The sequence below is a fragment of the Alteromonas sp. ISO5 genome (assembly GCF_058105165.1).
Genome location: NZ_CM176572.1, coordinates 972527 through 995099, shown reverse-complemented (window position 1 = coordinate 995099; position 22573 = coordinate 972527). Strand labels below are relative to the sequence as shown.

19 protein-coding genes and 1 tRNA gene are annotated in these 22573 nt (G+C 46.6%); 6 read left to right on the top strand and 14 right to left on the bottom strand.

The window, feature by feature from the left end:
- Positions 1 to 4: 4 nt before the first annotated feature.
- Positions 5 to 658 (top strand): response regulator transcription factor, encoded by a 654-nt coding sequence (locus tag AC2T0J_RS04485; protein ID WP_489808972.1) that lies wholly within the window; start codon positions 5 to 7, stop codon positions 656 to 658.
- A gap of 6 nt (positions 659 to 664) precedes the next feature.
- Here AC2T0J_RS04485 and AC2T0J_RS04480 read toward each other — a convergent pair whose 3' ends face one another.
- The 6 genes from AC2T0J_RS04480 to AC2T0J_RS04455 all read right to left on the bottom strand — a co-directional run bounded on the left by AC2T0J_RS04480 (position 665) and on the right by AC2T0J_RS04455 (position 8609).
- Entirely contained in the window at positions 665 to 1567 is a 903-nt protein-coding gene (locus tag AC2T0J_RS04480) for a hypothetical protein (RefSeq protein WP_489808971.1), read from the bottom strand.
- An 8-nt stretch (positions 1568 to 1575) separates the two neighbouring features.
- A complete protein-coding gene (locus tag AC2T0J_RS04475; protein WP_489808970.1) occupies positions 1576 to 2442 on the bottom strand; it encodes a type 2 periplasmic-binding domain-containing protein in 867 nt (288 codons plus the stop codon).
- A 157-nt stretch (positions 2443 to 2599) separates the two neighbouring features.
- Entirely contained in the window at positions 2600 to 3046 is a 447-nt protein-coding gene (locus AC2T0J_RS04470; protein ID WP_489808969.1) for an ATP-dependent zinc protease family protein, read from the bottom strand.
- The gene (locus AC2T0J_RS04465; RefSeq protein ID WP_489808968.1) at positions 3047 to 4078 is read right to left on the bottom strand and encodes a succinylglutamate desuccinylase/aspartoacylase family protein; all 1032 of its coding nucleotides are present in this window, start codon (positions 4076 to 4078) and stop codon (positions 3047 to 3049) included. It lies immediately after the preceding gene.
- Positions 4078 to 4983 carry a 30S ribosomal protein S6--L-glutamate ligase gene (gene rimK / locus AC2T0J_RS04460; RefSeq protein WP_489808967.1) on the bottom strand — a complete coding sequence of 302 codons (906 nt, stop codon included), beginning with the start codon at positions 4981 to 4983 and terminating at the stop codon, positions 4078 to 4080. The genes AC2T0J_RS04465 and rimK overlap by 1 nt, the downstream gene beginning before the upstream one ends.
- 194 nt (positions 4984 to 5177) lie before the next feature.
- A complete protein-coding gene (locus AC2T0J_RS04455; RefSeq protein ID WP_489808966.1) occupies positions 5178 to 8609 on the bottom strand; it encodes a hybrid sensor histidine kinase/response regulator in 3432 nt (1143 codons plus the stop codon).
- A 255-nt stretch (positions 8610 to 8864) separates the two neighbouring features.
- Between AC2T0J_RS04455 and AC2T0J_RS04450 the strand changes: the two genes are divergently transcribed.
- From AC2T0J_RS04450 to AC2T0J_RS04430, 5 genes are all read left to right on the top strand, one after another.
- Positions 8865 to 9131, top strand: coding sequence for a DUF4212 domain-containing protein (locus AC2T0J_RS04450; protein WP_105933789.1), 267 nt, complete (start codon positions 8865 to 8867; stop codon positions 9129 to 9131).
- A 4-nt stretch (positions 9132 to 9135) separates the two neighbouring features.
- On the top strand, positions 9136 to 10860 hold the full coding sequence (locus AC2T0J_RS04445) for a sodium:solute symporter family protein (protein WP_489808965.1): 1725 nt from the start codon (positions 9136 to 9138) through the stop codon (positions 10858 to 10860).
- A 182-nt stretch (positions 10861 to 11042) separates the two neighbouring features.
- Positions 11043 to 12875: a putative nucleotidyltransferase substrate binding domain-containing protein gene (locus AC2T0J_RS04440; RefSeq protein ID WP_489808964.1), complete on the top strand. Its 1833-nt coding sequence runs from the start codon at positions 11043 to 11045 to the stop codon at positions 12873 to 12875.
- Between the two features lie 49 nt (positions 12876 to 12924).
- Positions 12925 to 13587, top strand: a complete 663-nt coding sequence (locus AC2T0J_RS04435) for a 3'-5' exonuclease (protein ID WP_489808963.1) — start codon at positions 12925 to 12927, stop codon at positions 13585 to 13587.
- A gap of 58 nt (positions 13588 to 13645) precedes the next feature.
- Positions 13646 to 13732: transfer RNA gene (locus AC2T0J_RS04430), tRNA-Leu, on the top strand.
- Between the two features lie 269 nt (positions 13733 to 14001).
- On the opposite strand, the gene tnpB is transcribed toward AC2T0J_RS04430, so the two are convergent.
- The 8 genes from tnpB to AC2T0J_RS04390 form a co-directional block, all read right to left on the bottom strand.
- A complete protein-coding gene (gene tnpB, locus AC2T0J_RS04425; RefSeq protein WP_489810433.1) occupies positions 14002 to 14127 on the bottom strand; it encodes an IS66 family insertion sequence element accessory protein TnpB in 126 nt (41 codons plus the stop codon).
- 68 nt (positions 14128 to 14195) lie between these two features.
- Positions 14196 to 14381 (bottom strand): hypothetical protein, encoded by a 186-nt coding sequence (locus AC2T0J_RS04420; RefSeq protein WP_489810432.1) that lies wholly within the window; start codon positions 14379 to 14381, stop codon positions 14196 to 14198.
- Positions 14382 to 14627: 246 nt separating this feature from the next.
- Complete coding sequence (locus AC2T0J_RS04415) at positions 14628 to 16766, bottom strand: hypothetical protein (protein WP_489808962.1); 2139 nt, start codon at positions 16764 to 16766, stop codon at positions 14628 to 14630.
- A 78-nt stretch (positions 16767 to 16844) separates the two neighbouring features.
- Positions 16845 to 18242, bottom strand: coding sequence for a hypothetical protein (locus AC2T0J_RS04410; protein WP_489808961.1), 1398 nt, complete (start codon positions 18240 to 18242; stop codon positions 16845 to 16847).
- An 8-nt stretch (positions 18243 to 18250) separates the two neighbouring features.
- On the bottom strand, positions 18251 to 19081 hold the full coding sequence (locus AC2T0J_RS04405) for a hypothetical protein (protein WP_489808960.1): 831 nt from the start codon (positions 19079 to 19081) through the stop codon (positions 18251 to 18253).
- Complete coding sequence (locus tag AC2T0J_RS04400) at positions 19071 to 20126, bottom strand: hypothetical protein (RefSeq protein ID WP_489808959.1); 1056 nt, start codon at positions 20124 to 20126, stop codon at positions 19071 to 19073. The genes AC2T0J_RS04405 and AC2T0J_RS04400 overlap by 11 nt, the downstream gene beginning before the upstream one ends.
- Positions 20127 to 20135: 9 nt before the next feature.
- On the bottom strand, positions 20136 to 21260 hold the full coding sequence (locus AC2T0J_RS04395; RefSeq protein WP_489808958.1) for a hypothetical protein: 1125 nt from the start codon (positions 21258 to 21260) through the stop codon (positions 20136 to 20138).
- A gap of 57 nt (positions 21261 to 21317) precedes the next feature.
- Entirely contained in the window at positions 21318 to 22433 is a 1116-nt protein-coding gene (locus AC2T0J_RS04390) for a YheC/YheD family protein (protein ID WP_489808957.1), read from the bottom strand.
- Between the last annotated feature and the right edge of the window lie 140 nt (positions 22434 to 22573).

Genomic DNA, 22573 nt, shown 5'->3' with positions numbered 1-22573 from the left:
AACAATGATAACGCTGCTGATTGCCGATGATCACCCTTTATACCGCGATGCGCTAAAGGGAGCGTTGTCATTGTCGTTGCCAGACCTCACCATCCTCGAGGCTGGCGACCTTACTGCTACGGCCGAGATTCTGGAAAAAGAAGATGTCGACCTGTTGTTACTTGATTTACATATGCCGGGCAGTAACGATCTGTTCGGCTTGCTGCATATTCGCAAACTCTACCCCGATTTACCCGTAGCCGTGGTCTCCGGCACCGAAGACGCCACCATAATTTCGAAAATTGTTGGCGTAGGTGCGCTTGGCTTTATCCCCAAAACTACCAGTGCGGATAATATAGCCAAAGCAGTGGAAGTGATCCTCGACGGTGACATCTGGCTGCCTGAGTCAATCAGCGAAAAGCTCGAAGACGTGGATGAAGCGTTCTCAGAACTGGCGGATAAAGTGTCGAGCCTGACACCCTCGCAGTACAAAGTGCTTTGTTATATGCGCGATGGTCTTCTTAATAAGCAAATCGGCTATAACCTTGATATCGCAGAGGCCACAGTGAAAGCTCACGTTACGGCGATATTTAAGAAGCTGGGTATCAATAACCGCACCCAGGCGGTTTTGATTGCTTCTCAGCTTGAGCTCGAACCTCCGGCCTCATCAGGCAAATAGTTGTCTTCAGAATAAGTGCTCAAGCGGGCTATTGTAGCGTGCAGTCGCTTCTTTGGTGGCTTCCGATAGCAATGGATTCTCCAACTTGATAAGGGTTCTGCCTGCGAGCAAATTACGAGCCCTGATATAGAAATGCTGAGAGGTAAGCAAGCGGGACAAGTCGCCGTTTGCAGCGAGTATTTCCAACCCTTTAAGCAACCGTTTGGCCAACTCAGGTTTGTCCTTCGTAACGAAGAAAAACATAGGATTGTTGTATTGCAGGGTAATGTCCCTGGCAATAACCAGATCCTTGAAGGTTCGGGTTGCTAATTCTTCAAAAACCTCATGAGCAGCGCGGGGAAAGTAATCTGCCCTGCCGTTGCTCAGGCTCTCAAAGGCGTCGGCATAGCTGTCTGTTATCAACTTAAAGCCGTTATAAGTGAGTATGCTGTTATCCGGCCAGCCGGTTCCCTGAATCGCGGTAAGGGCCTTGAGGGCGGCAAGAGACAGCGGATCGTCGAAACGATGGTCGTTTTTTCGTACCAGCATTACGCGATAACCAAATAAGCCTGCTGTTAAAGGCACCCGCACTGCAATATGCTGTTGCTCTCGTCTGATAGTCGTAATCGACCAGGTGATGTCGGTAATTCCAAGCGCCAATTCTTTAAATTGCGCTTCCTGAGTAACAATCTGGGAGTCAGTAACCAGTATTACAGGGCCAAACTGGTTATCGGTTTGCGCCAGAGCCAGGCTAAGTAAGGTTTTAATGTAAAAATAAAATTCACCGGTTCCAGGTTGATAATTAGGAATATTAATGTTGGTAACCTCGTCAAATGCGGCTGCCTGTGCCAGGCAGTTATTCGAGGCGATATATAACCAGGTAGCGAGCATGCCGCCTAGGATTAACCTTCTCCTTGGTTGCTTTTTCATTGGGCTATCTAATTATTGGCATAAGGGGCCTGCAGTAATGATTTATGTTGTTCCTGAACTTGCAGGCACTCGCCCAGGGAATCTCTATTCTCAAGGTCAAAAAACGTTCTCCCCTGCAGCATGGATTTCGCTCTCTTGAACCATTGCTGGGATTGCATGAGGCTCTGAAAAGTACCGCTTTCCAGATTATGCTGAAAACCCTGCGTGAGTCTTTCAGCCAGCGCCGTATTGCCCTTTTTAACATAAACCAAAAACAGTAGTGGATAGCGTAAGGCATGATGAGGCGCTACAGTCAGACCTTTTGTACTTGCCATCTGCATCTCGTCTGTGACTTCTGCTATACCTCTGGGGTAGAAATCAGCCAGGCCTTCTTCAATCGCACGGTAGGCAGAAAAGCGATCTGAGGGCAGAACAGTAAAGCCGTTATTGACCAGGATGTCATAGTCTTGCCATTTTGGAGACTGCACTACAATGAGGTCCTTAAGTGTGTCTATATCATTGATTTCCAATAATTGCTGGTCACCTTTACGAATAACGCTAACGCGAATGCCAAAAAGGCCTGCGATTTGTGGGATCAGCACTGGCTGATAGTTTTCATTACGCGCTACCGAACAGGTGGCCCAGGCAATATCCGTTATATTTTGGTTGAGATTTCGTAACTGACGTTCTTCTTCCATTGGAATTTTCAAATGCACGACCCCTACCTGACCAAAGTCATCTTCAGTTATCTCAAGTGCCAGATCTAACTGCTTATTAAGATATTCAATGATTGGATCCTGAACGGTAAAGGTTGGTATACGAACGATTTCCATGGCATGCACCACTGCTGGATAAACACCCATCAGAGCGATAATAAATAACGCCATTTTATACATGAGCAGCACAGTTCCCTATTCTTAACTACTAGAGTATAGGTGATGGTGTCTGTTCCTGCACAACTGGTAACAGCGAATTACCACTTGAAAACTAAGAACCGGCCGAAGAAGTCTGCTACCGGTTCGGTACCGTTAAGGCTGGCGTATTGCTTGATGGTTATGGTTGTACCGGCAGGATAAACTCATATTCAGGGTCGACATAGAATTTGCCGACCATAGCTTGTCTGCCTAATAACATTAAATAAGTCATTTCAGAGCGGTCGGTCAGTGTGAGTTTAATTTTCCATGCCCGCGAGCCCATCTCCAGCCGGGTGCGTATGACATAGCGGCGCTGGCGATCGGCCGTCGAGCTTTTAATTTTCTTCTGGCTGAGCACTTTACTTTCACATCTTACCGTACGTTCCACGTCGTGAATGTCAGGATGAATATCAAACCGTATCCAGCGTTCACCATCGCGTTCAAACTCTTGGATATCATCCACATGCAAAGAGGACGTAGCAGCGCCGGTGTCTACCCGCATCACTAAATTGGTGATCCCCAGCTCTGGCAGGTTGCCATATTCCAGGGCACCAATCATCTGTTTGGTTTTATGTGCTCTGTTCATTTATATTGTCACCGTTGAGTCGTTAGGTATCAGATTGTCCTGCAGCATTTCCACCTGTTCTGCCACGGTATCCGGGGTTTTAAAATAGGCAATGTGATAAATCGCCTCACCTTCCTGGGTTAACGGAATATTTTGCTTACCAATAACCACACCCTCTGCTGGGCTGGTGAGGGTACCCAGAAACTGACCGTAAGAATCCGCAATGGTAGCCAGCTTATCGCCTTTTTCCACATGGTCTCCCAGTTGCGCCAGGTGGTTGATAAAGCCACTTTCCGGGGCGCGAACCCAGCCACTGGAACGGGCGATATAAGGTTTAATCGGCAAGCTTTTCGCACGGCTTTTATTGAGCATACCCAGATGGCGCATGGTGTTAATAATACCTTTTACCCCGGCCCGAATGGAAAACTCGTCGTAACGTAAGGCCTGACCGGCTTCGTAGAGCAGAATTTTGATCCCGGCTTCACTGGCTGTCGCGCGTAACGAACCATCGCGAATATCGGCATTGAGCAGTACCGGCACTCCAAATGCCTGTGCCATAGCAAGTACTTCCTCGTCGTCCAGGTCGGCGCGGATCTGCGGTAAGTTACTGCGGTGAATTGCGCCGGTATGCAGGTCGATACCGACATCACACTTGCTCACCACTTCATTAAAAAATAAATGCGCCAAACGCCCGGCCAGACTGCCTTTTCGGCTACCTGGAAAGCTGCGGTTCAGGTCGCGTCTGTCCGGTAAGTAACGTGACTGGTTCAGCACACCGTAAACATTAACGGTTGGCACTGCTATTAGTGTGCCTTTTAACCTGTCGATAGCCCGGGATTTGATGAGTCGTGCAATGATTTCAATACCATTCAGCTCATCACCATGGATAGCGGCACTCACGAAGAGCGTAGGACCCGACCGTTTCCCGCGCTTCACGTAAACCGGAATACTCATACTCGTAGCGGTATAAAGAGGTGGCATATCCAGCGCGACCTTCTTCGTTTCACCTGGCAGTATGGTTTCACCGCCAATAACAAGCCCTTTGCTGGCCATCAACCTTTTCCTTTCGTTTTGGTGCTGTGGGGCTTAGCCGATTTCTCGATAAACTCGATAATCATACTGGCCACGTCTTTATTGGTCGCTTTTTCAATGCCTTCCAGGCCCGGTGAAGAATTAACTTCCATCACTACCGGCCCTCTGGACGAGCGTAAGATATCCACACCACAACAATTTAAGCCCATGGTTTTGGCCGCATCAATTGCGGTTTTACGCTCCGTTGGTGACAGACGAACCAGGCTGGCGGAACCTCCTCGGTGCAGATTGGAGCGAAACTCACCCGGCGCGGCCTGGCGTTTCATGGCTGCGATAACTTTGCCACCCACGACAAAGCAGCGGATGTCTGCACCACCGGCTTCTTTGATGTATTCCTGAACCAGAATGCTGGCATTCAGGCCCATAAAGGCTTCAATCATAGCTTCTGCCGTTTTTTGTGTTTCGGCCAGCACGACTCCGATCCCCTGAGTACCTTCCAGTAATTTGATCACCACGGGTGCGCCGCCAACGTTTTTAATGACATCGTCCACTTTGTCCGGGTGGTGAGCAAAGCCGGTACGGGGCATGCCGATACCCTTCCGGGAGAGCAACTGTAAGGAACGAAGTTTGTCCCGCGAGCGGCTGATTGCCACCGACTCGTTAATACTGTAAGTCCCCATCATTTCAAACTGACGAACAACCGAGGTGCCGTAAAAGCTCACTGAGGCACCAATGCGTGGGATCACTGCATCATAAACCGGCAGCTTTTTACCATTGTAACGAACGGATGGGTTGCTACTGGTGATATCCATGTAACAGTGCATCGTGTCGACTACGTCAACAGTATGACCTCTGAGCTCGCCGGCCTCTTTTAAACGGCGGGTAGAATAAAGCTTCGGATTTCTTGAAAGTATTGCGATTCGCATGATTAAGCCTAGTATTGGTTGCGGCAAAAAACGGCATACTTTGCCTTGTGTCGTTAGAATGTAAAGTGAATATAATTTATCGTGACGGTGACTTTTCTTAACGGTCACAACTACCTGCCACTACCGTATTAAGGTATAGCATACGGGTAAAAATAATGAGATGTACAGGCTACTTATCTAAACATGCCCACACATTAGTGGGCATGTTTAATGTAGCGGGTCATACTTTTAAGCAGCGCGCGGAGCTTAGCGGGCTTAATGGGTTTGCTCAGGTAATTCACCCCTTGTTCCTTACAACGGGTCACGACATCCTCATCGTGGGTGGCGGTAACCAGTGAAGCTGGCAGCACGATATCGAGATGCTGGCGAATGGCATCAATTAAATCCAGACCATTTTGATCGTTGCCGAGCTGATAATCCATCAGTAAAATTTGCGGCGAGAAAATATCGGCCTGCGTGATAGCATCGTTCCAGTTATCCGCCAATACCGTGCTTACGCCCCATTTCTCTAATAACGTTTGTAGCGCGTCGAGATTTTCCTGCTGGTCGTCCACACACAACACCCGTAGACCGTGGAAGGAAGCGGTAGGGTTTGCCAGCGAGGTATTCTTTGCGACCAGTGGCTGGGTCATGGGGAAACTCAGCGAGAAACAACTGCCCCGGCCCACTTCAGATTCAACTTTTACCTTACACTGCATCTGCTGGCTTAATCGTCTTACTACACCCAAACCCAACCCGATGCCGTGTTCAGAGCTTACATTGGTGCGATAGAAGTCACTAAAGATTAAAGCCTGTTGCTCCCTGGAGATCCCAATGCCGGTATCACGAATTTCAATCAGCAGTTTTCCTGCCCGCTTGCGGGTAGAAAGCAGCACCTTACCCGTGTTGGTGTATTTCACTGCATTAGACAGCAGGTTCTGAATTATTCGATACAGGAAGGTTTTATCGGCATACACCCAGCAGTTCAGTAAGCGGGTGCGCAGGATGAGGCCTTTATCCCTGGCGCGCATTGATAACTCATCAACGATGGGATCACATAAATCCTTGATGTTTACCGGCTCCGGGTTGGGCTTGAGCTCGCCCTGATCCAGGCGGGAAATGTCCAGCAGAGTAGCAATCAGCGCCTCACTGGAGGTAACCGAGTGGTTGAGTTTGTTGACGATGTTATTCACCGCTTCCGGTAATCTGGCCTCCTGCAAAGCCGAAACATAAAGCTTGGCAGCGTTAAGCGGCTGCAATACATCGTGACTTGCTAGCGCCAGGAAGCGGGTTTTACTGGCATTGGCATCTTCGGCCTGTTTACGGGCCCGGATCAGCTCTTTTTCTACGCCGCGGCGGCGCTCAATCTCGAGGCGTAACTCGGCGTTAATCGAGTGAACTTCTTCCGTGCGCTTTTTAATTCGCAGCTCAAGGTCGATATTGGACTCTTCCAGTGCCTGTTGGATTTCCACGTGCCCGGTAATATCATTGAAGCTGGTTACGAAGCCGCCACCCGGGAGCGGGTTACCGACCATTTCAATAACCCGGCCGTCGCTACGCTGACGGGTAAACCGATGAGGCGTGCCAGAACGCAGGTGCTCCAGACGTTTTTCGATTTCGCCCTCAATATCATTTACTCCAAACTCCCCCCGTTGTGCATTGTAGCGGATGAGCTTTTCTATGGGCATGCCCACCACTAAAAAGTCTTCCGGATAGGTATACAATGTGGCGTACTGTTTATTCCAGGCCACCAGGTTAAGGTGTTTATCAATCACGCTGATGCCCTGATCCATATTCTCCAGAGAGGTGAGCAGGGCGGTCATGTTAAATTGCATGGCCTGGGTGGTATCGTCAAAGAAGTTAATAACTTCGGTAAAGTCGAGCTTCTTACCACGCAGTACACTGTCGATCAGCGCTTTAGCACTGGATGCACCGATGACACCGCCGAGTGCCCTTTCACAGAAGGCCATAAAGGCGTCATCCGGTACCTGAGAGCTTTCAACCGTGGTGTGGTGCAGTTGCTGATACTCATTGACCAACTGCTTGCAGCGCCCGGTGCCCATAAACGTGGAGAGCAAAGTGATAAGATCAGCGATGGTAACGTTAACACTCTGATTCTTGAGTGGCGTATTACGCACTTCAGCGGGGGATACAAAGGCTTCAGCCTGGATCCTGTCAATTAATCGGGCCGGCGCAAACCAAGAAAACAGGCAATAGGCCATGGCGTTGGCAATCAGGCTGATAATCGCGCCCTGGCTGAGTAACTCACTTTGTTCAAAGTCCGTGGAGGAGCTGTTGACAATGGGCAACACCAGCCACAACACCCAGGTGATGAGCCCAACTACCAGGCCTGCGTATACACCATGCGCATGGCCGCGTTTCCAGTACAAGCCGCCAATTACCGCAGGCATAAGCTGAATAACCAGCGAAAAAGCAATCAAACCAATGGAGTGCAGCGAACGACTGCCGGTCATTTGCTGGTGATATAAAAAGGCCAGTAACAGAATAATGCCAATGATAATGCGGCGGATCAGTCGAATGCGTTTACCGTAGTCACCGTAAGCTGCGGAATGTTGTTTAACTGCCAGTAATCGGGGGAGTACCACGTCGTTGGTCAGCATGGTACTGAGCGTCAGCGTGGCAACGATGATCATGGCGGTGGCGGCCGATAATCCGCCAACAAACACAATGACCTGCAGTAAAAAAGATTCCGAGAAAATGGCCAGCGATAGTACATAAGTATCCGGCTCAATGGGATTGCTGGCAAACACCGATTGCCCGGCCATGGCAATAATAGGAATCACGGTGGCGGTGATTGCCAGGTATAACGGAAATAACCAGCGTGCCGTTTTCAGGTGATTCAGGCTCAGGTTATCAACAATTGCCACGTGAAACTGTCGAGGCAAACAAATCACCGCGGCGGCGGCCATAATCACCTGGGCGAAAAAGGTAAAAGAGGAAAACTGAGACAGTGCTTCAGAGGTGAGGAAATCTTCAAGAATCGGCCTTGTTTCCTGCTCATACCATGCCTGATAGCCGATGATGGCGACAAGAACCAGTGCTAACAGTTTAATAGAGGATTCAAAGGAAATGGCCAGGATTAAGCCGCGGCGGTATTCGGTAACATCGGTTTGTTTAGTACCAAAATAGATCGCAAACAGGGCAATAAAGGCGGTGGCCAGAACAATAATAAACTGGCTGTTAGGCTGATTGGTTAATAGTTTAAAGGTGGCACCGATGGCTTTTAACTGCAGGGCGATATAGGGAATAGTGGCCATCAAAGCGATAATGGTAACCAGCAGAGCAACCGCCTGACGCTTGCCATAGCGGGAAGCAATAAAGTCGGCAATGGTATTAATATGCTGTTTTTTGCTGACCAGTGTCAGTTTATAGATAAACCGGTAACCAAGAACGTAAACCAAAACCGGTCCAAGCAAAATGGGTAAATATATCCAGGTATCGCGCGATGCCTGACCTACCGCACCAAAAAAGGTCCAGGCAGTACAATAAATCGCCAGTGCCAGGGAGTAGATGACCGGATGCGAGGTTATCCATCTGGCGGTGGGAGAATTCTTATCGCCCCAACTGGCGATATAAAATAATAAAAATAAATAAACGAGTGCGAGTGAAACCCAACCGAACGTCATGCCTTGTCCTAACAGGTTTTTAACAAATCTGATTGCATTATAACCAACCCCCTAAGACCTGACCTACGACCATGGTCTCATTTCTTGAATTGACAGGCCCGTCTAGAGTATATCCGAAGCTCCTAATTATGCGGTTTTTAGGCGATTTTGGCGGTTTGGGATAGCCAGGGTAAGCGCTAAAGTCGCCTGAGAAGCTCTCCGTTAGGAAAATGTAAAAATAGAACATCGAATTAACCTGTTGATGAGGACGGAAAGATGGCATTTAAAAGTGATGACGACAAAACGGCGTACTGGAAGGAGAATCTCTCCATCCTCGCCAAATTGTTAGTAGTCTGGTTTGTCGTGTCTTTTGGCTGCGGCATTCTCTTAGTAGACGTGCTAAACGAAATCCAGTTCTTTGGCTTTAAGCTGGGATTCTGGTTTGCACAGCAAGGTGCAATATACGTGTTTGTGGTACTCATTTTTGTATATATGGCCAAAATGAATGCATTAGACAAAAAATACGGCGTAGACGAGGAGTAATCCAATGGATGTACAATTATTAACCTTTATCATCGTTGGCGCCTCGTTTGCCCTGTATATCGCTATTGCGATTTGGGCCCGCGCTGGTTCAACCAACGACTTTTATGTTGCCGGCGGCGGTGTTCCACCTGTCCTTAACGGCATGGCAACCGCTGCGGACTGGATGTCAGCCGCATCGTTTATCTCTATGGCCGGTCTGATTTCCTTTATGGGTTACGACGGCGCGGTTTACCTGATGGGCTGGACCGGTGGTTACGTACTGCTGGCGTTGTGTCTTGCGCCCTACTTACGTAAGTTTGGTAAATTTACTGTACCGGATTTCATTGGTGATCGCTACTACTCACAAACCGCACGTACCGTAGCGGTATTCTGTGCCATCTTCGTAAGCTTTACTTATGTTGCCGGTCAGATGCGTGGTGTTGGCGTGGTATTCAGCCGCTTCCTGGAAGTAGACATTGTTACCGGTGTGGTTATCGGTATGGCAATTGTATTCTTCTACACCGTATTAGGCGGTATGAAAGGCATTACCTACACTCAGGTGGCTCAGTACTGCGTACTGATTTTCGCCTACTTAGTACCTTGTGTATTTATCTCTGTAATGGTGACGGGTCACATTCTGCCGCAAACTGCTTTCGGTGCAACGCTGGCTGATGGGTCCGGGATGTACATGCTGGAGAAACTGGACCAGATTTCACTGGCACTTGGATTTGCAGAGTATACCACCGGAACGAAGAGCACCATTGACGTATTCTTTATTACCTTCGCACTGATGGTAGGTACTGCTGGTCTACCACACGTTATCGTACGTTTCTTCACTGTACCTAAAGTACGTGATGCGCGTAAGTCTGCAGGTTGGGCGCTGGTCTTCATTGCAATCCTGTACACCACTGCGCCGGCATTGGCTTCATTTGGTCGGGTAAACATGATTGAAACCATCAATGGTCCGGACCTGGCGGGTACACCTTATGCGGATGCCCCTACCTGGATTAAGAACTGGGAAAAAACCGGCCTTATCGAATTTAACGATAAGAATGGCGATGGCAACATGTATTATGCTGCGGGTAGTATTACCGACCCTAACAGTGCTAATGAAGTAAACGTTGACCGTGACATCATGGTACTGGCTAACCCGGAAATCGCCAACCTGCCTGCTTGGGTTATCGCTCTGGTAGCGGCTGGTGGTGTGGCTGCGGCACTGTCTACTTCGGCGGGTCTGCTGCTGGTAATCTCGACTTCGGTATCACACGACTTACTGAAACGTAACTTTGCGCCAAACATCTCTGATAAAGCTGAGCTGGGCTATGCCCGACTGGCAGCGGGTGTGGCGATTGTGATTGCCGGTTACTTTGGGATTAACCCGCCAGGATTCGTTGCGCAGGTGGTCGCCTTCGCGTTCGGTCTCGCGGCCTCGAGCTTCTTCCCGGCTATTATTATGGGTATCTTTAGCAAGCGTATGAATGATAAAGGTGCTGTGGCTGGTATGATCTCGGGTATCGCGTTTACCGCAGCCTATATCATCTACTTCAAGTTTGTGAATCCGGCAGCGAACGTGCCTGCTAACTGGTGGTTTGGTATTTCGCCGGAAGGTATCGGTACCCTGGGGATGATTGTGAACTTCGCAGTCGCCTACGGCGTGTTCAAAATGACTGATGAAGCGCCACAGGAAATCCAGGAAATGGTTGAAAGTATCCGCTTCCCGAAAGGCGCGGGTGAAGCGTCGGCTCACTAAGATTGACTGACATTTAAATACGAAAAGGCTCACCTTGCGGTGGGCCTTCTTTATTTATCCCTGAGCAGGTTTTTCCAAAGGCTGTTCAGGCATAAACAGGGTTGATTCAGCACAGTTAGTGATTGGCAAAAAAACAGTATGCTGTAACTAATACAGGATAAAAACGCTTTTGGGGACAGCTTATGAGTACCACGCCACAGCAAGTGATCGATTTTCTGAAAACCTCAGCACCTTTTGATCACCTGAAAAATGAAATGCTCGATGAACTGGCCCAAAAGGCGAGGCTTATCTATCTGGCTAAGGAAAACCAGGAAGCGTTACTCAAGGAAAACGCCGGACGTTTGTTTCTTATCCAGAGCGGCCAGTTTTCGGTAAAAGACTGTGACGGACCTGAGCGACACCTGAGTGAAGGTGATTACTTTGGCTTTCATGCGCTGATAGATGGCGTGACCTATCCGCTGGAAGTAGAAGTGGACTCACCCGGACTGGTTTATTCGTTTAGCGAGGTCGCGTTTAAAAAATCTCTGGAGATGCCGGAAATCGCCAACTTCTTCCAGGGCACCAAAAGCGAGGCACTGCAGAACCAGGCTGTGCAAGACTCAAATTCCATGTGGCTGTATAAAGCCCTATCCGAAGTGATTGAGCGGGCGCCGGTAAAAGTGGATGTCAGTCTGTCAGTGCAGCAGGCCGCAGAGGTTATGTCACAAAGCAATGTATCGTCACTGCTGATAACCGATAATGACAAGCTCGCCGGTATTGTTACCGACCGCGATTTGCGTAACCGGGTAGTGGCCACCGGCCTGGATGTTGGTTTGCCGGTAAAGTCTATCATGACAGAGAAACCGGCCATGATTATTCAGAACCGCACCATGTTCGACGCCATGACACTGATGACCGAGCGCAATATTCATCACCTACCGGTGATAGACCGGACAACCCGGCAGCCGCTGGGTATGGTGACCGCGTCAGATATAATACGTCATCAAAAGGGCAATGTACTGTTTGTTATTGGTGAGCTCTCTAAAGCGGAAAACCTTTATGAGCTCGCCAGGCTGTCGTGGCAACTGCCACATTATTTAGCCACCCATGCCAAGCGCCTCGGGGATTTCGATATTGCCGGTAAAGTGCTGGCCCAGGCTACCGATATTATGACCCGTAAGTTGATTAGTTATTATCAGCGCGAAAACGGGCCGGCGCCGCTAGATTATGCCTGGATTGTCTATGGCTCACAGGCGCGGGAAGATCAGACCATGGGCTCTGATCAGGACAACGGCTTATTGCTGGAACGTGAACCGAGTGACGAGGAGGCGGCTTACTTTGCCGGTATGGCAGAGTATGTGTGCAACGGGTTGGGAAAATGCGGAATCAAACTGTGCCCGGGCAATATTATGGCCAGCAATGCCGAGCTCCGGTTGTCACTGGATGCTGCCATTAAAGAAGCAAAAGGCTGGGTGGCTCAACCCACTAATAAAGCCATTATGTATTTTAATATTTTTCTGGATGCCCGTGCTGCCGCAGGAGACGTGGATTTATTCAGAAAAATGCAGATGGCTCGGGCGCCCTTATTAAAACAACCCATGTTTCTGGCGGCGTTGGCGCGCCAGGCTAATGATGCCTCGGTGCCCCTGTCGATGTTTAAAAAATTCACCTATGAAAAAGGCCACACCGTTAAAGATGCTATTGATCTGAAAGTGCGGGCAATTGCCATTATTAATAACCTGGTAAGGCTTTATGCGTTGGCAAACGGGTTAACCATGCCGTCTACGCTCGGGCGGCTTGCCGCACTCCCGGCAGGCGCCGGTTTATCGAACCGTGATGCAGATAATCTGCGGGATATCTGGCTGTTCTTAAATCGACTTCGCTGGCGCCACCAACTGCAAAATAGAGTCACCAACAATCTGGTGTCAGTCAGCGACTTATCGTCGATTGAAAAACACCAGTTAAAAGCGGCCTTTCAGGCTATCGAGCGAGCCCAGCAAGCGGCGGTTATGAAATTCTCCGGCGGAATATCCTGATATGCAGGCGCAGCGACAGCCTTCAATCTGGCGGCGCATACGGCAGTGGATGAGTAGTGGAACCGCTTTGCCGGAAAGCCGCAAGCACCAAATGCTCCGGGATGTCCCCTTGCTGGCGGTTGATTTGGAACTGACCTCGCTGGACCCACAGAAAGCCAAAGTAACGTCGATTGGCTGGACAGAGGGGAAGGCCGGGAGCATTGAGCTGAGTAGCTGCTATTATGACGTGGTCAGGGCATCGGGCGATCTGGAGCAAAGCCCGGTTATTCATGGCCTGACAGCGGATGAAATTGCTCAGGGTGCGCACATTAAGGAAGCGTTAGAGCGTCTCGCACCTTATGCTCAGACCCATGTTTGGGTTTTTCATAATGCCGGGCTTGATCTGGCGGTACTCGATAAAGTGTTCGCCGCCAACGAAATGTATCTGCCAGAGGTGATTACCATAGATACGCTGAAGCTGGCGGTGTATCAGTTGCAAAAACAACATGATGTGCTCCCGCCAAACAGTGCCACCCTTACGGTATGCCGTCAGCGCCTAGATTTACCGCTGGCTCCGGCACATAATGCCCTGGATGATGCGATGGCCACATTACAGCTCTGGTTTGCGCAATATTACAGCATGGACCCCTGCGGAAAGATGAGTTTGCAGGATATTGCTCATACACAAGCCGTAAGTTGCAAAAATTTAGGGAAAGTGAAAATAAGTGATTGACAAGAATAGTCCAACAGCGTATCTTTCCGCCCGCGTTGAGCAACGAGCTAAACGCAAGGCCCAGGTGGTGAAATTGGTAGACACGCTAGCTTCAGGTGCTAGTGCTCGCAAGGGCGTGGCGGTTCAAGTCCGCCCCTGGGCACCATTCTTTTCTAAGTTAAAATACTCCCATAATGTGATAAATCCCTGCAGTTATTTCTGCTTGGCGGACATTTCAGCCTCTCGCACAGCTCGAGCCGTTCAGCGAGCGTGAGCAAAACTGTTTGTTCACTTGAATCTCGCTTTACCCGCCTCTGGGCACCATTTATTTGTCTTTCGACAGGCTCTAGGTTCTACCCCATAAACGGTAATTGGACTTCCCTAACTCAACGAGCTAGGTTCATATTTTAGTTCTCACAAAAAAATACTACGGAGTTAAAACTTATCGCGCTTTTTGTTGCAGAAGACGAACAGCGCGTCACGGAAGACATTGAGGTTCATGCCCCGTGCGACCGCCACAATCAAGTCGTTACTCGACTTACAGCAGTCGACGATATTCATGTATAAATACATGTCGGCAGGCTCAACGAGCATCTTCATTCGGCTAATGTCTTCATGACAGTGGCAACTCAGTGAGGGCTGATGTTTGTTGGCACGCTAAGTTGAGCGTTTCCAAATTGCAGGTGAGGTTCGCGATCCATTTCCTCAATGTATGACTCAATCTTCGTCACTTCACGCTTCACTTGAACAAACTTGCTGCTTGTTCGTTTAAGCCTAATATCACGGCGGCCGGTATAGTAGGTTTGAACATTAATCTGCTGCTGACGACAAAACTCAACAGCGGTGAGTCCGCTTTGTTTTTGTTGATGTTACTGCATGGTCATTCTCCTTTGAAAGCGAACACGATGCCGCAGCTAACTTATGAATTGAATGTGGGGATTACCGGACGGACACCCTCTAAAATAGAAGTTTATCTTCTCGAAAGAGGCTAACTACTTAAAACCACAAGTGGTAAAGTTACTAGTGATAGCTCGACTGTGTTTATTGCAAAGCTAAGGAATTTAGCGCTGCTGTAGACGATTGCACAACTTTTCCCACCAAAAGTTGATATCCAGCTTTTTAAGTACTTTGGTACGCTTGTCTGGTTCGTCATACCATTGTGACAATTTCTCCTTCCACCGCGCTAGCTTTTTTTCGTTTATAGCAGAAGGGGTCCAATCATCTACAAAAGCAACGGGCAACTCTGAATAGGCTTCGCTCGTTGGTGTGCGCCTGATAATGGGGATTGCGCCCATTAGAATGCTGTGAATTATCTTAGGCGCGGGATCCAGACCTCCGCCTTCCACACAAGCAACAAAGCTAACGGTTTTGCAAAGCGTTAAATAAGTACGTTCTGAGAGATAATTGTCAATAACAATACAAAATTGTTGCCACTCTTTGGTGGCTATATGCTTTACACGCTTCCTGAGGTCCCATTGGTGGTCACCTCTAACTCTGTGGGCACATAATACTTTGTTTGGTCGTGAACGCATAGGAGGTACAGTTTCCCATGGTAAAGACGGATTCTGTTTACTGTCTCGATATACCAGTCCTAGTGGAATAGGGCTTAGTTTACTATGGCTATTGCTGGATAGGTTTTCTGTAAACCAGTGAATGAGATTTGGGTCATCCAGAATATTTTTAATTAATTCGTTCTCTTTTTCGTTAAAAGATCGCCTACGCTTGTCAATTTGCTCTGGAAAGGTTGTATCTTCTGACCCGGAAATTATGATGAATGGCGCAGAAATCTGTGGCATTACCTGTTCATAAAAGAAGCTAATTGCAGCAAAAGGATTGCGGAAGCTCACAAATATCGTTTTAGGCGATTCGGTATTTTGACGTTTAACTAAAAAGGTCTCTGGGGCACTGTTATCTGAAAGTACAACCCAGTCGCACTTCGCGGCAAGCCCATTGATAATAACTTTATCTGCGCCTTTGCTCTTCGGAAACAAGCGAGTTTGGAGAGATATTAGTGGAGGCACCTGCGTTAGTGTGAGTTGACCGTTGTGACGCTGCGTTAAAATATTGCATTTTTCTATATGCGTTAATATTCTGGCGGCGAGCTCAAATCTGGCATGAACATTACAACATTGTTTAAGTAAATTGGCATAGTGTTTTAGTAAACTTGCTTGATCAATTTTACTCAATGCGTCGCCATAAAACGCAAAGTAACCTTTGATTGCCGATGTGCTGTCGTTCGAATACTCACCAAATAACTGTTGCATAGTCTTATTTTCATCTTTGTGAGATAAGCTAAGAGGTTGTGGTGATACACTTAACAAAGCAGAAATAATAGGTGTGTTGGCATCAAAGTAGGTGTTTACCAGCTCATTCTCGGCCCTATGATCACAAAGGCTAAGCAATGTACGCCACAATTTGTCCAGTTCATTTTTTAATTGTGTTGGAATCAGAGTATTGTGGCGAAGGCTAACGGTTTCTTTTACCAGTTCTTTGGAAAATGGTGATAACGCGTTGTTATCAAGTGAAAAATCATCCATCGCATTAATACTATCCAATATCGGGGCGCCAACTAATGCAGCTTTTTGCGTAACTACTACACATTTAGCGCGATTTTGCTGGATGAACTCAACTATTTGCTGGTTGTAGTTTAGCCACATTTTGGCGGCCAGCGCCTCTATTTGCCAAAATTTGAGGTGCTGTGATGAACGGCTGCGTTGAGTTAAGTAGGTCAGCTCTCTGCTATGCCGGTGGTGCAAGGATTCAACACAGCTCTGCCAGGAGCGAACAACAATACAGTATCGGGCCCGTTCTTTTAAGGCGTATTGCCAGCTAGGCAAAAATAAGCAAAGTCTGGGATCTTTCAATGCCCATGGTTTGGCCTGCTTGTCGCGCAGCGCAACATATTGCTTGATTTGTTCTGCGTAAGCTGACTTTTGTGTTAACGCCACTTCTCCATGATATTGCCAGTTAGTGCCTTGCTCTTCCAGCCATGACTCATGCATTTTCACCACCGGCATATCTTCGAAATAGCCCCTTGGGTTTGCGATATGCGGCTGAATTAAATTTTCGCCGAAATCAAGACCTGCATTGTGTAAATAATTGGCAATTGCGGATGTGGCACTGCGATGAAAACCTACGCACAACAATACCGGAGGCAAAGCGGCGTTTTTTTGGGGGGGGAGGAACGACTGTGATGTCATCAGCTTTTGATTTTCCTTCACAATGAGCTGGTATAGTCAATTGGTAGTGCGTTATGTCAATTATTTAAGTGAGTAGATTTACGGCTGTATTGATTCCAACTCAATTAGTTTTTCACTAATGAGAGCTATAATTCGCTTATCGATTTCAAGTAAATCTGCTCCACGTGCATTAAAATCAACTATATCATTGGCTCCTATCGCTAACCGCAAAAAGGACTTATCGCCATAAGCGACAGGTTGCCCGATAAAAACTCTTTTGGTTGGAAGGTCAGGTTGGTTGCTTGTTACCACTGATATAAACAGTGTTCTTAATTGTTGATGGTTTAAAACCCCATCTTTCCCTTTAACCTGAAAAGAGATTATTGTGGGATCTGTTTTGTTCTGCTCAGGCATCAGCATAAATTCTTTATGTTTTCCTAACTCATTGTTAACAAATGCATTCCAGGTATATGTTATTTTGCTAATGTTGTTTTTTTCGATAAGCCTTAAATCGGAAATAGACTTAAACGTCACTAGCCATCGAAGGACTCCGCCTTTGTTGATTTTTGCTGGAAGGTTAGTTTTTTGCCTTAGCGTAGGTGGAAGATCATACTTGGAGAACACTTTATTGAATAAGTCAAAATGAGATAATCTTTTGATATTTTCTATTTTTTTAATCCAACTTTCCGGGATCAAAATAGCCCCGCAAAATGGAGGGGATTGGTAAAATTTAGAACCAGTGATCATAACTGAAACTCCCTTTTGGATGAGGGGAGCAATCAATTTATAACTGTGCCTGAATTGGCACATGTCTACATTCCACATCACATTGTCTGCGGCCAGTTCATCTATCCATGAAAGGTTGTCTTCAATACCCGATTTAGAACCAACAACTAGATTAACAATAATACTTTTGTCAGGATTGAAACTAATTAACTCGCTTAATTTTTCTCTAGGGTTTTCAATATATCCTTGCGGACACCGGGCGTTTAGGTAATGAGTTTCAATAAAATCAGTATCAATGATGGACTCTCCCTTCGGTATGCCTTCTCCAAACTGATTTTTTGCGGAAAAGTACTTACCTTGAGAGGCATTAATGGCTCCTGAGCCTAGTTCATCAATACAAGTAACAATATACAAACTCTTTTTTTCAGGAAAACGCTCTCTTGAAAAAAGCAACGGGAAGTACAGTAAATCAGTGCCAGAGGGCCCGAATAAAACCTCGAAATTAGTCTCTGTAATTCCAACGACTTCTTGTTGAATACTATTTCGTACTTTGTCTATTAAACTAATCCAGTCTTGACTGGTTGAAACTATGCGCAATTTTTTAGATAAATAGTCAATGTGATGTTGGGTAATATGGTTACAAGTGCAGGAGCCTCTATTTGTCAAACTGCTATCGGTAAAAGAAATGCCGTAGTTAGATAAACCTCTCTTATCCAATGACGTCCTTTCATCAGTTCCGCTCACCAATAATTCAGTTATTTCTTGCTTCATAGCATTCATTATATTGCTTTCTGAGAGTAAGCATCGGTAGATGGGTCTGGGACAGATACATTTGTTGTTATCAGCTGTTGCATTTCTCTATCCAAAAACTGGCTTAATTCAGTGATACCTGGTTCTCTAAAATATTGGCCATGCGCGGCGTTTAAAAATTCGTACTGCCATTTGCCTGGTAAAGTTTCCCACATTTTATTAGGGTCTATTCCGCTGTTGAACGGGTTATAACTACTGTCTTTGCCAAATAGCATTAGTTTGGGGCCACAATAGGCTTTGCGCTGGGTATAATCGAGTGTAACCAATTGAGGTAAGAGTCCGGTTTGGTTATTGATTCTTACTGCCAGTGACTCGGCTACCGGTGCACCCTGACAATTCCCACCGATAAGTAGTTGGTTCGAAATCAAGTTATGCACTTTTAACGTGGTTAAGTAACGCTTAACAAGGTGTTCATGTAATCGCGTTTTGAGCCTCCACTCTTGTCTTGCTGCTAACAGGTGAGTAGAAACTGCCGCTATCAAGGTGACTGAATTGGGTAAATGTCGAGCTAGCAAAAGTGGCTCGCTCCAATGATTAAAACACCATAATATGGCGGGGCTATTTGTGTTCCCATTGAATATGAGCATGTCATCAAGTACCCCCGAGGCATACTTTTCAATTTTACTTCGTTCATAGTGGAGATTGGCTAAACCAGTCTTAAACTTCTCTTGTTCATTTTCGCTAAGCTTAAAAGTAAGTACTTTGCGGTTGATATAACCCCATCGCTCGAAGGGATCCAGTGGACGTTTCTTTCCATCATTGGTATCGGGATTTGTAACCATGTTTTGTTTAGAATTCACGCGGGCTCCTTAGCAAATCTACCAATACTTTGCAGACATCAATTTTATCGCCAACCCAGGGGTAGTAATAGGGCGACAAACCAGGGTTTGCGTTAAGCTCAATAATCCAATGGTTCTCATTTGTGGCGGGTTTTGTCCGGTTCTTAATAACAATATCGATACCGCAGTAATATAATCCGGGTACCGATTGGCAGGCCCTTTCCACAATGCGAAGGTAATCCGGGTGGATGGCTTCCGGCGGCAGAATTATGGTATCTGCTGCTTCCGAGTGTCCGGCAGATGACCGCAAAAACACTCGCTGGTTTAAAGCGGGTACACTTTCTGGTGTGAGGTGTTGCGCTGCCAAATAATCCAGTATTGGTTGATCGATAGCAACCGTCGGATGGGTTACCAGGTTTCTTATAGCTCTCTCTTTATTTTTGTTATTGAGCAGAGTGGCAATGGTACTCACACCGTCACCTACTACACTCAGTGCAATACCTTCGCGGATCGCAATGACCTTTGGCTCAACGTAAAAAAAGCGAAAATGTTCTCCGTCTACATGCTCTTCAACCACTAGGGTTGGATAATCAGCAGCCACACGAGATATGGCTTTAGTGTATTGTTCATAGGTATTGATAGAAGCGGTTACACAGCGACCCATACGGCCATTGTTAGGTTTCACGCATAGCGGTTTTGTAAGATCGTTATAAAAATCGTAAGCGGGTTGCAATGAACGTCGTCGAAAGAATTTGCCAAATGGTACGCTAATGCCATGTTTGGCAAGGTGCAGCTTGGTTTTGTGTTTATCCGCCACGAGTAATTCTGCTCGATGGTTAATATTAACCTTATCGGACTGGTCGCCTGTGTTGGATACCGTAAACAAAACACCATAGCGGTATAAAAACGCTTGACCATTAACCTCAAACTTTAGCCAGTAGGCAATGTCTGATTTTTTATTGTTTGACGAAAATACTTCGTAATCAATACCATTCTGCGATAACGACCACGCCAATGATGCGGCGTGTTGATCAAGCTTTGTAGCTTGCGCTGGTAGAGTAATCATGTTTTATCCCTAATGATTCTCTTTGTTTTTCACGTCTTCACTTTCTGGGAAAGGGAAGTTTTTGAGCATCATATCAATGATTTTCCCGGCAATATCCACTTTTTCACCCTCCCAAGGAAAGTAAAAGGGAGTAATCGAAGGTGTAGAGTTTAATTCTAATATCCAGTAGTTATCTGAAGTTGCTGGCTGTGTAATGTCCTTTATCACAATATCGACACCACAAAAGTGTAAATCTGGCACTGCCTGGCATGCCCTAGCTACAATATCAAGATAATCTGGGTGAACTGAGCTCAAATCATGTAATAACGTATCTGCCCCTTCAGAGTAGCTGGCAGCAGAACGAAGAAATACGCGCTCATTTTGCGGTATGACTGAATCAATCGAAAGTTGCTGTGCTTTCAGATAACTAACAATATTGTCATCTACAGATATTTCGGGGTGCGTTGGCGATGCACGCTGTCGCCGTTGTAGGTTTTTTAAAGCTAGTAACTCAGCAATAGTGTGCTTACCATCTCCAACTACACTAAGCGGTATACCTTGACGTACCCCCACAACCTCTGGTTCAACGTAGAAAAAGCGAAAGTGCTCGCCTTCAACGTGTTCTTCAACCACGATATTGACAAAGTTCGCGGCAACTTTTTCGACAGCTTGTTTATACCGCTGATAACTATTGATCCTTGACGTTACACCTCGCCCCTGATTGCCATTGTTCGGCTTCACGCACAACATACCTTGTGTCGTATGATAATATTCAAGTGCTTTTTGAATTGAACGTCGGCGAAAGATTTGGCCCTTCGGGCAATTGATATGGTGGGCAGCAAGCCTTCGTTTGGTCCCATGTTTGTCGGCTACAATATGGCTCGCTTGCCCGTTTATGTAAGTTCTTGTACGTCTGGTTTGCTCACTCGTGGGTTCAAAAAAAATCGTCAGTCGGTAGAGCAAGTCTCTACCGTTTAAATTAAAGCTTAACCAGCGCTTCGGGTTACCTTTCTTCGTAAGCTTGCCCGGTTGATGCAAGACCCGCCAGGCGATACCTCGTTTCTCCAGCGCCTTGGCCATAAAATAGGCATGTTTATCGCGAGTAAGTAACGCTAGCTTTTCATCAGGTGAATTGGCAATAAGTTCTTGTTTCATAACATGGCTACTCTTTAGTTAATTCATTATCTGGTGAGCTAAATAGAAGCACAGCTGTTAACAATATTCTATGGAATTGTCCAATTCGCCCTGGGGGGATTGCTGACATGGTATTTTCTGTCTGACTAAGTTACTTTTTGTCGCTTTTAAAAAGCGCAGATACTCTATAACGTATCGGGCTCTTTCCATTTCGTGTAGTGCCGATTGTGGCCACGCATTTGTTTCAACAAGCCACAGTTTATCTTTGGTATCAAGTATAAAGTCAAGCCCCAACTCAGACAGGGGGTGATCTGCCACTCTATCCTGGGCCGTAGCAATTCCAATGGCCGTCGAGACTAACGTTCTGTTAATCTGTTTGAAATTATCGGGGCAAACAAGTTTCAAGTATGACTCTAGGTCCCGTTGATAACCTCCCTTGCTATAATTTGGCAACATTGAACAAGCTTCGGCTACCCTTGCATAAGCCCGAGTAGTGTACCATTTACCGTCTCGCCGTTTTTGCAGATGAACCCGGATATCAACGGGGCGCTGGTCCTTGGTTTTTGCTGTGATAAAGGGTTGTATTATATAGTCGCGATAATTCATCCGTCCTTTAATTAGCTTTGAAGCTTGCTCGGCGACCTCATCCAAAGTGCCTGTCATCTTTTTGCGTTCAGAGGTTAATGTCCATAAGCTCTCAACTTTACGAATAAAAACTAAACCTATTCCGCGGTTACTGTTCTCTCGTTTGACTACCGCTCCCTGATGTTCTTTTATAAATAGTTTTATATGGGAAACAGTATTGTCTTTGGCTAATGTTTGTGTGGGGATAATAGTGTTGTTGTAAATTGTATCACTGAGGAGCTCGGCGAGCCTTTTCTTACTAATGCCCACGTCAGCGATTGTGTATCGATACCGTATACACCACTCTCGGAGTTTACGCTCTGAATAGTTTTTAACTGCATCCTGGAATATTAACATCTCAGGGATAGGCACTAATTTAACGTGCCATTTCTCTTCTACTCTTGACCAACAATAGGCTTTAATCGTTTGGGAGTGATAATTCACAGAGCGATAAATCAAAACCAGAAGATCAAAACCCTGTATATTCGCCTCGTTTAGTAAGGCTCGAAGTCGGGATGAAGGCACTGCTTCTAGTGGTTTTTGTTGCAGGTAAAGCAGGCCTATTTCCATATGTCCCTCAAACTACAGCTCTTAATTATTTATTCATACAGATTCATTCTAATCGCCTATGGTAGCAAAAATTGTTGTATAAAAACTACTTGGTTTTTTTATAACGACTTGATATAAATCGGTTATACACAATCTGAGAT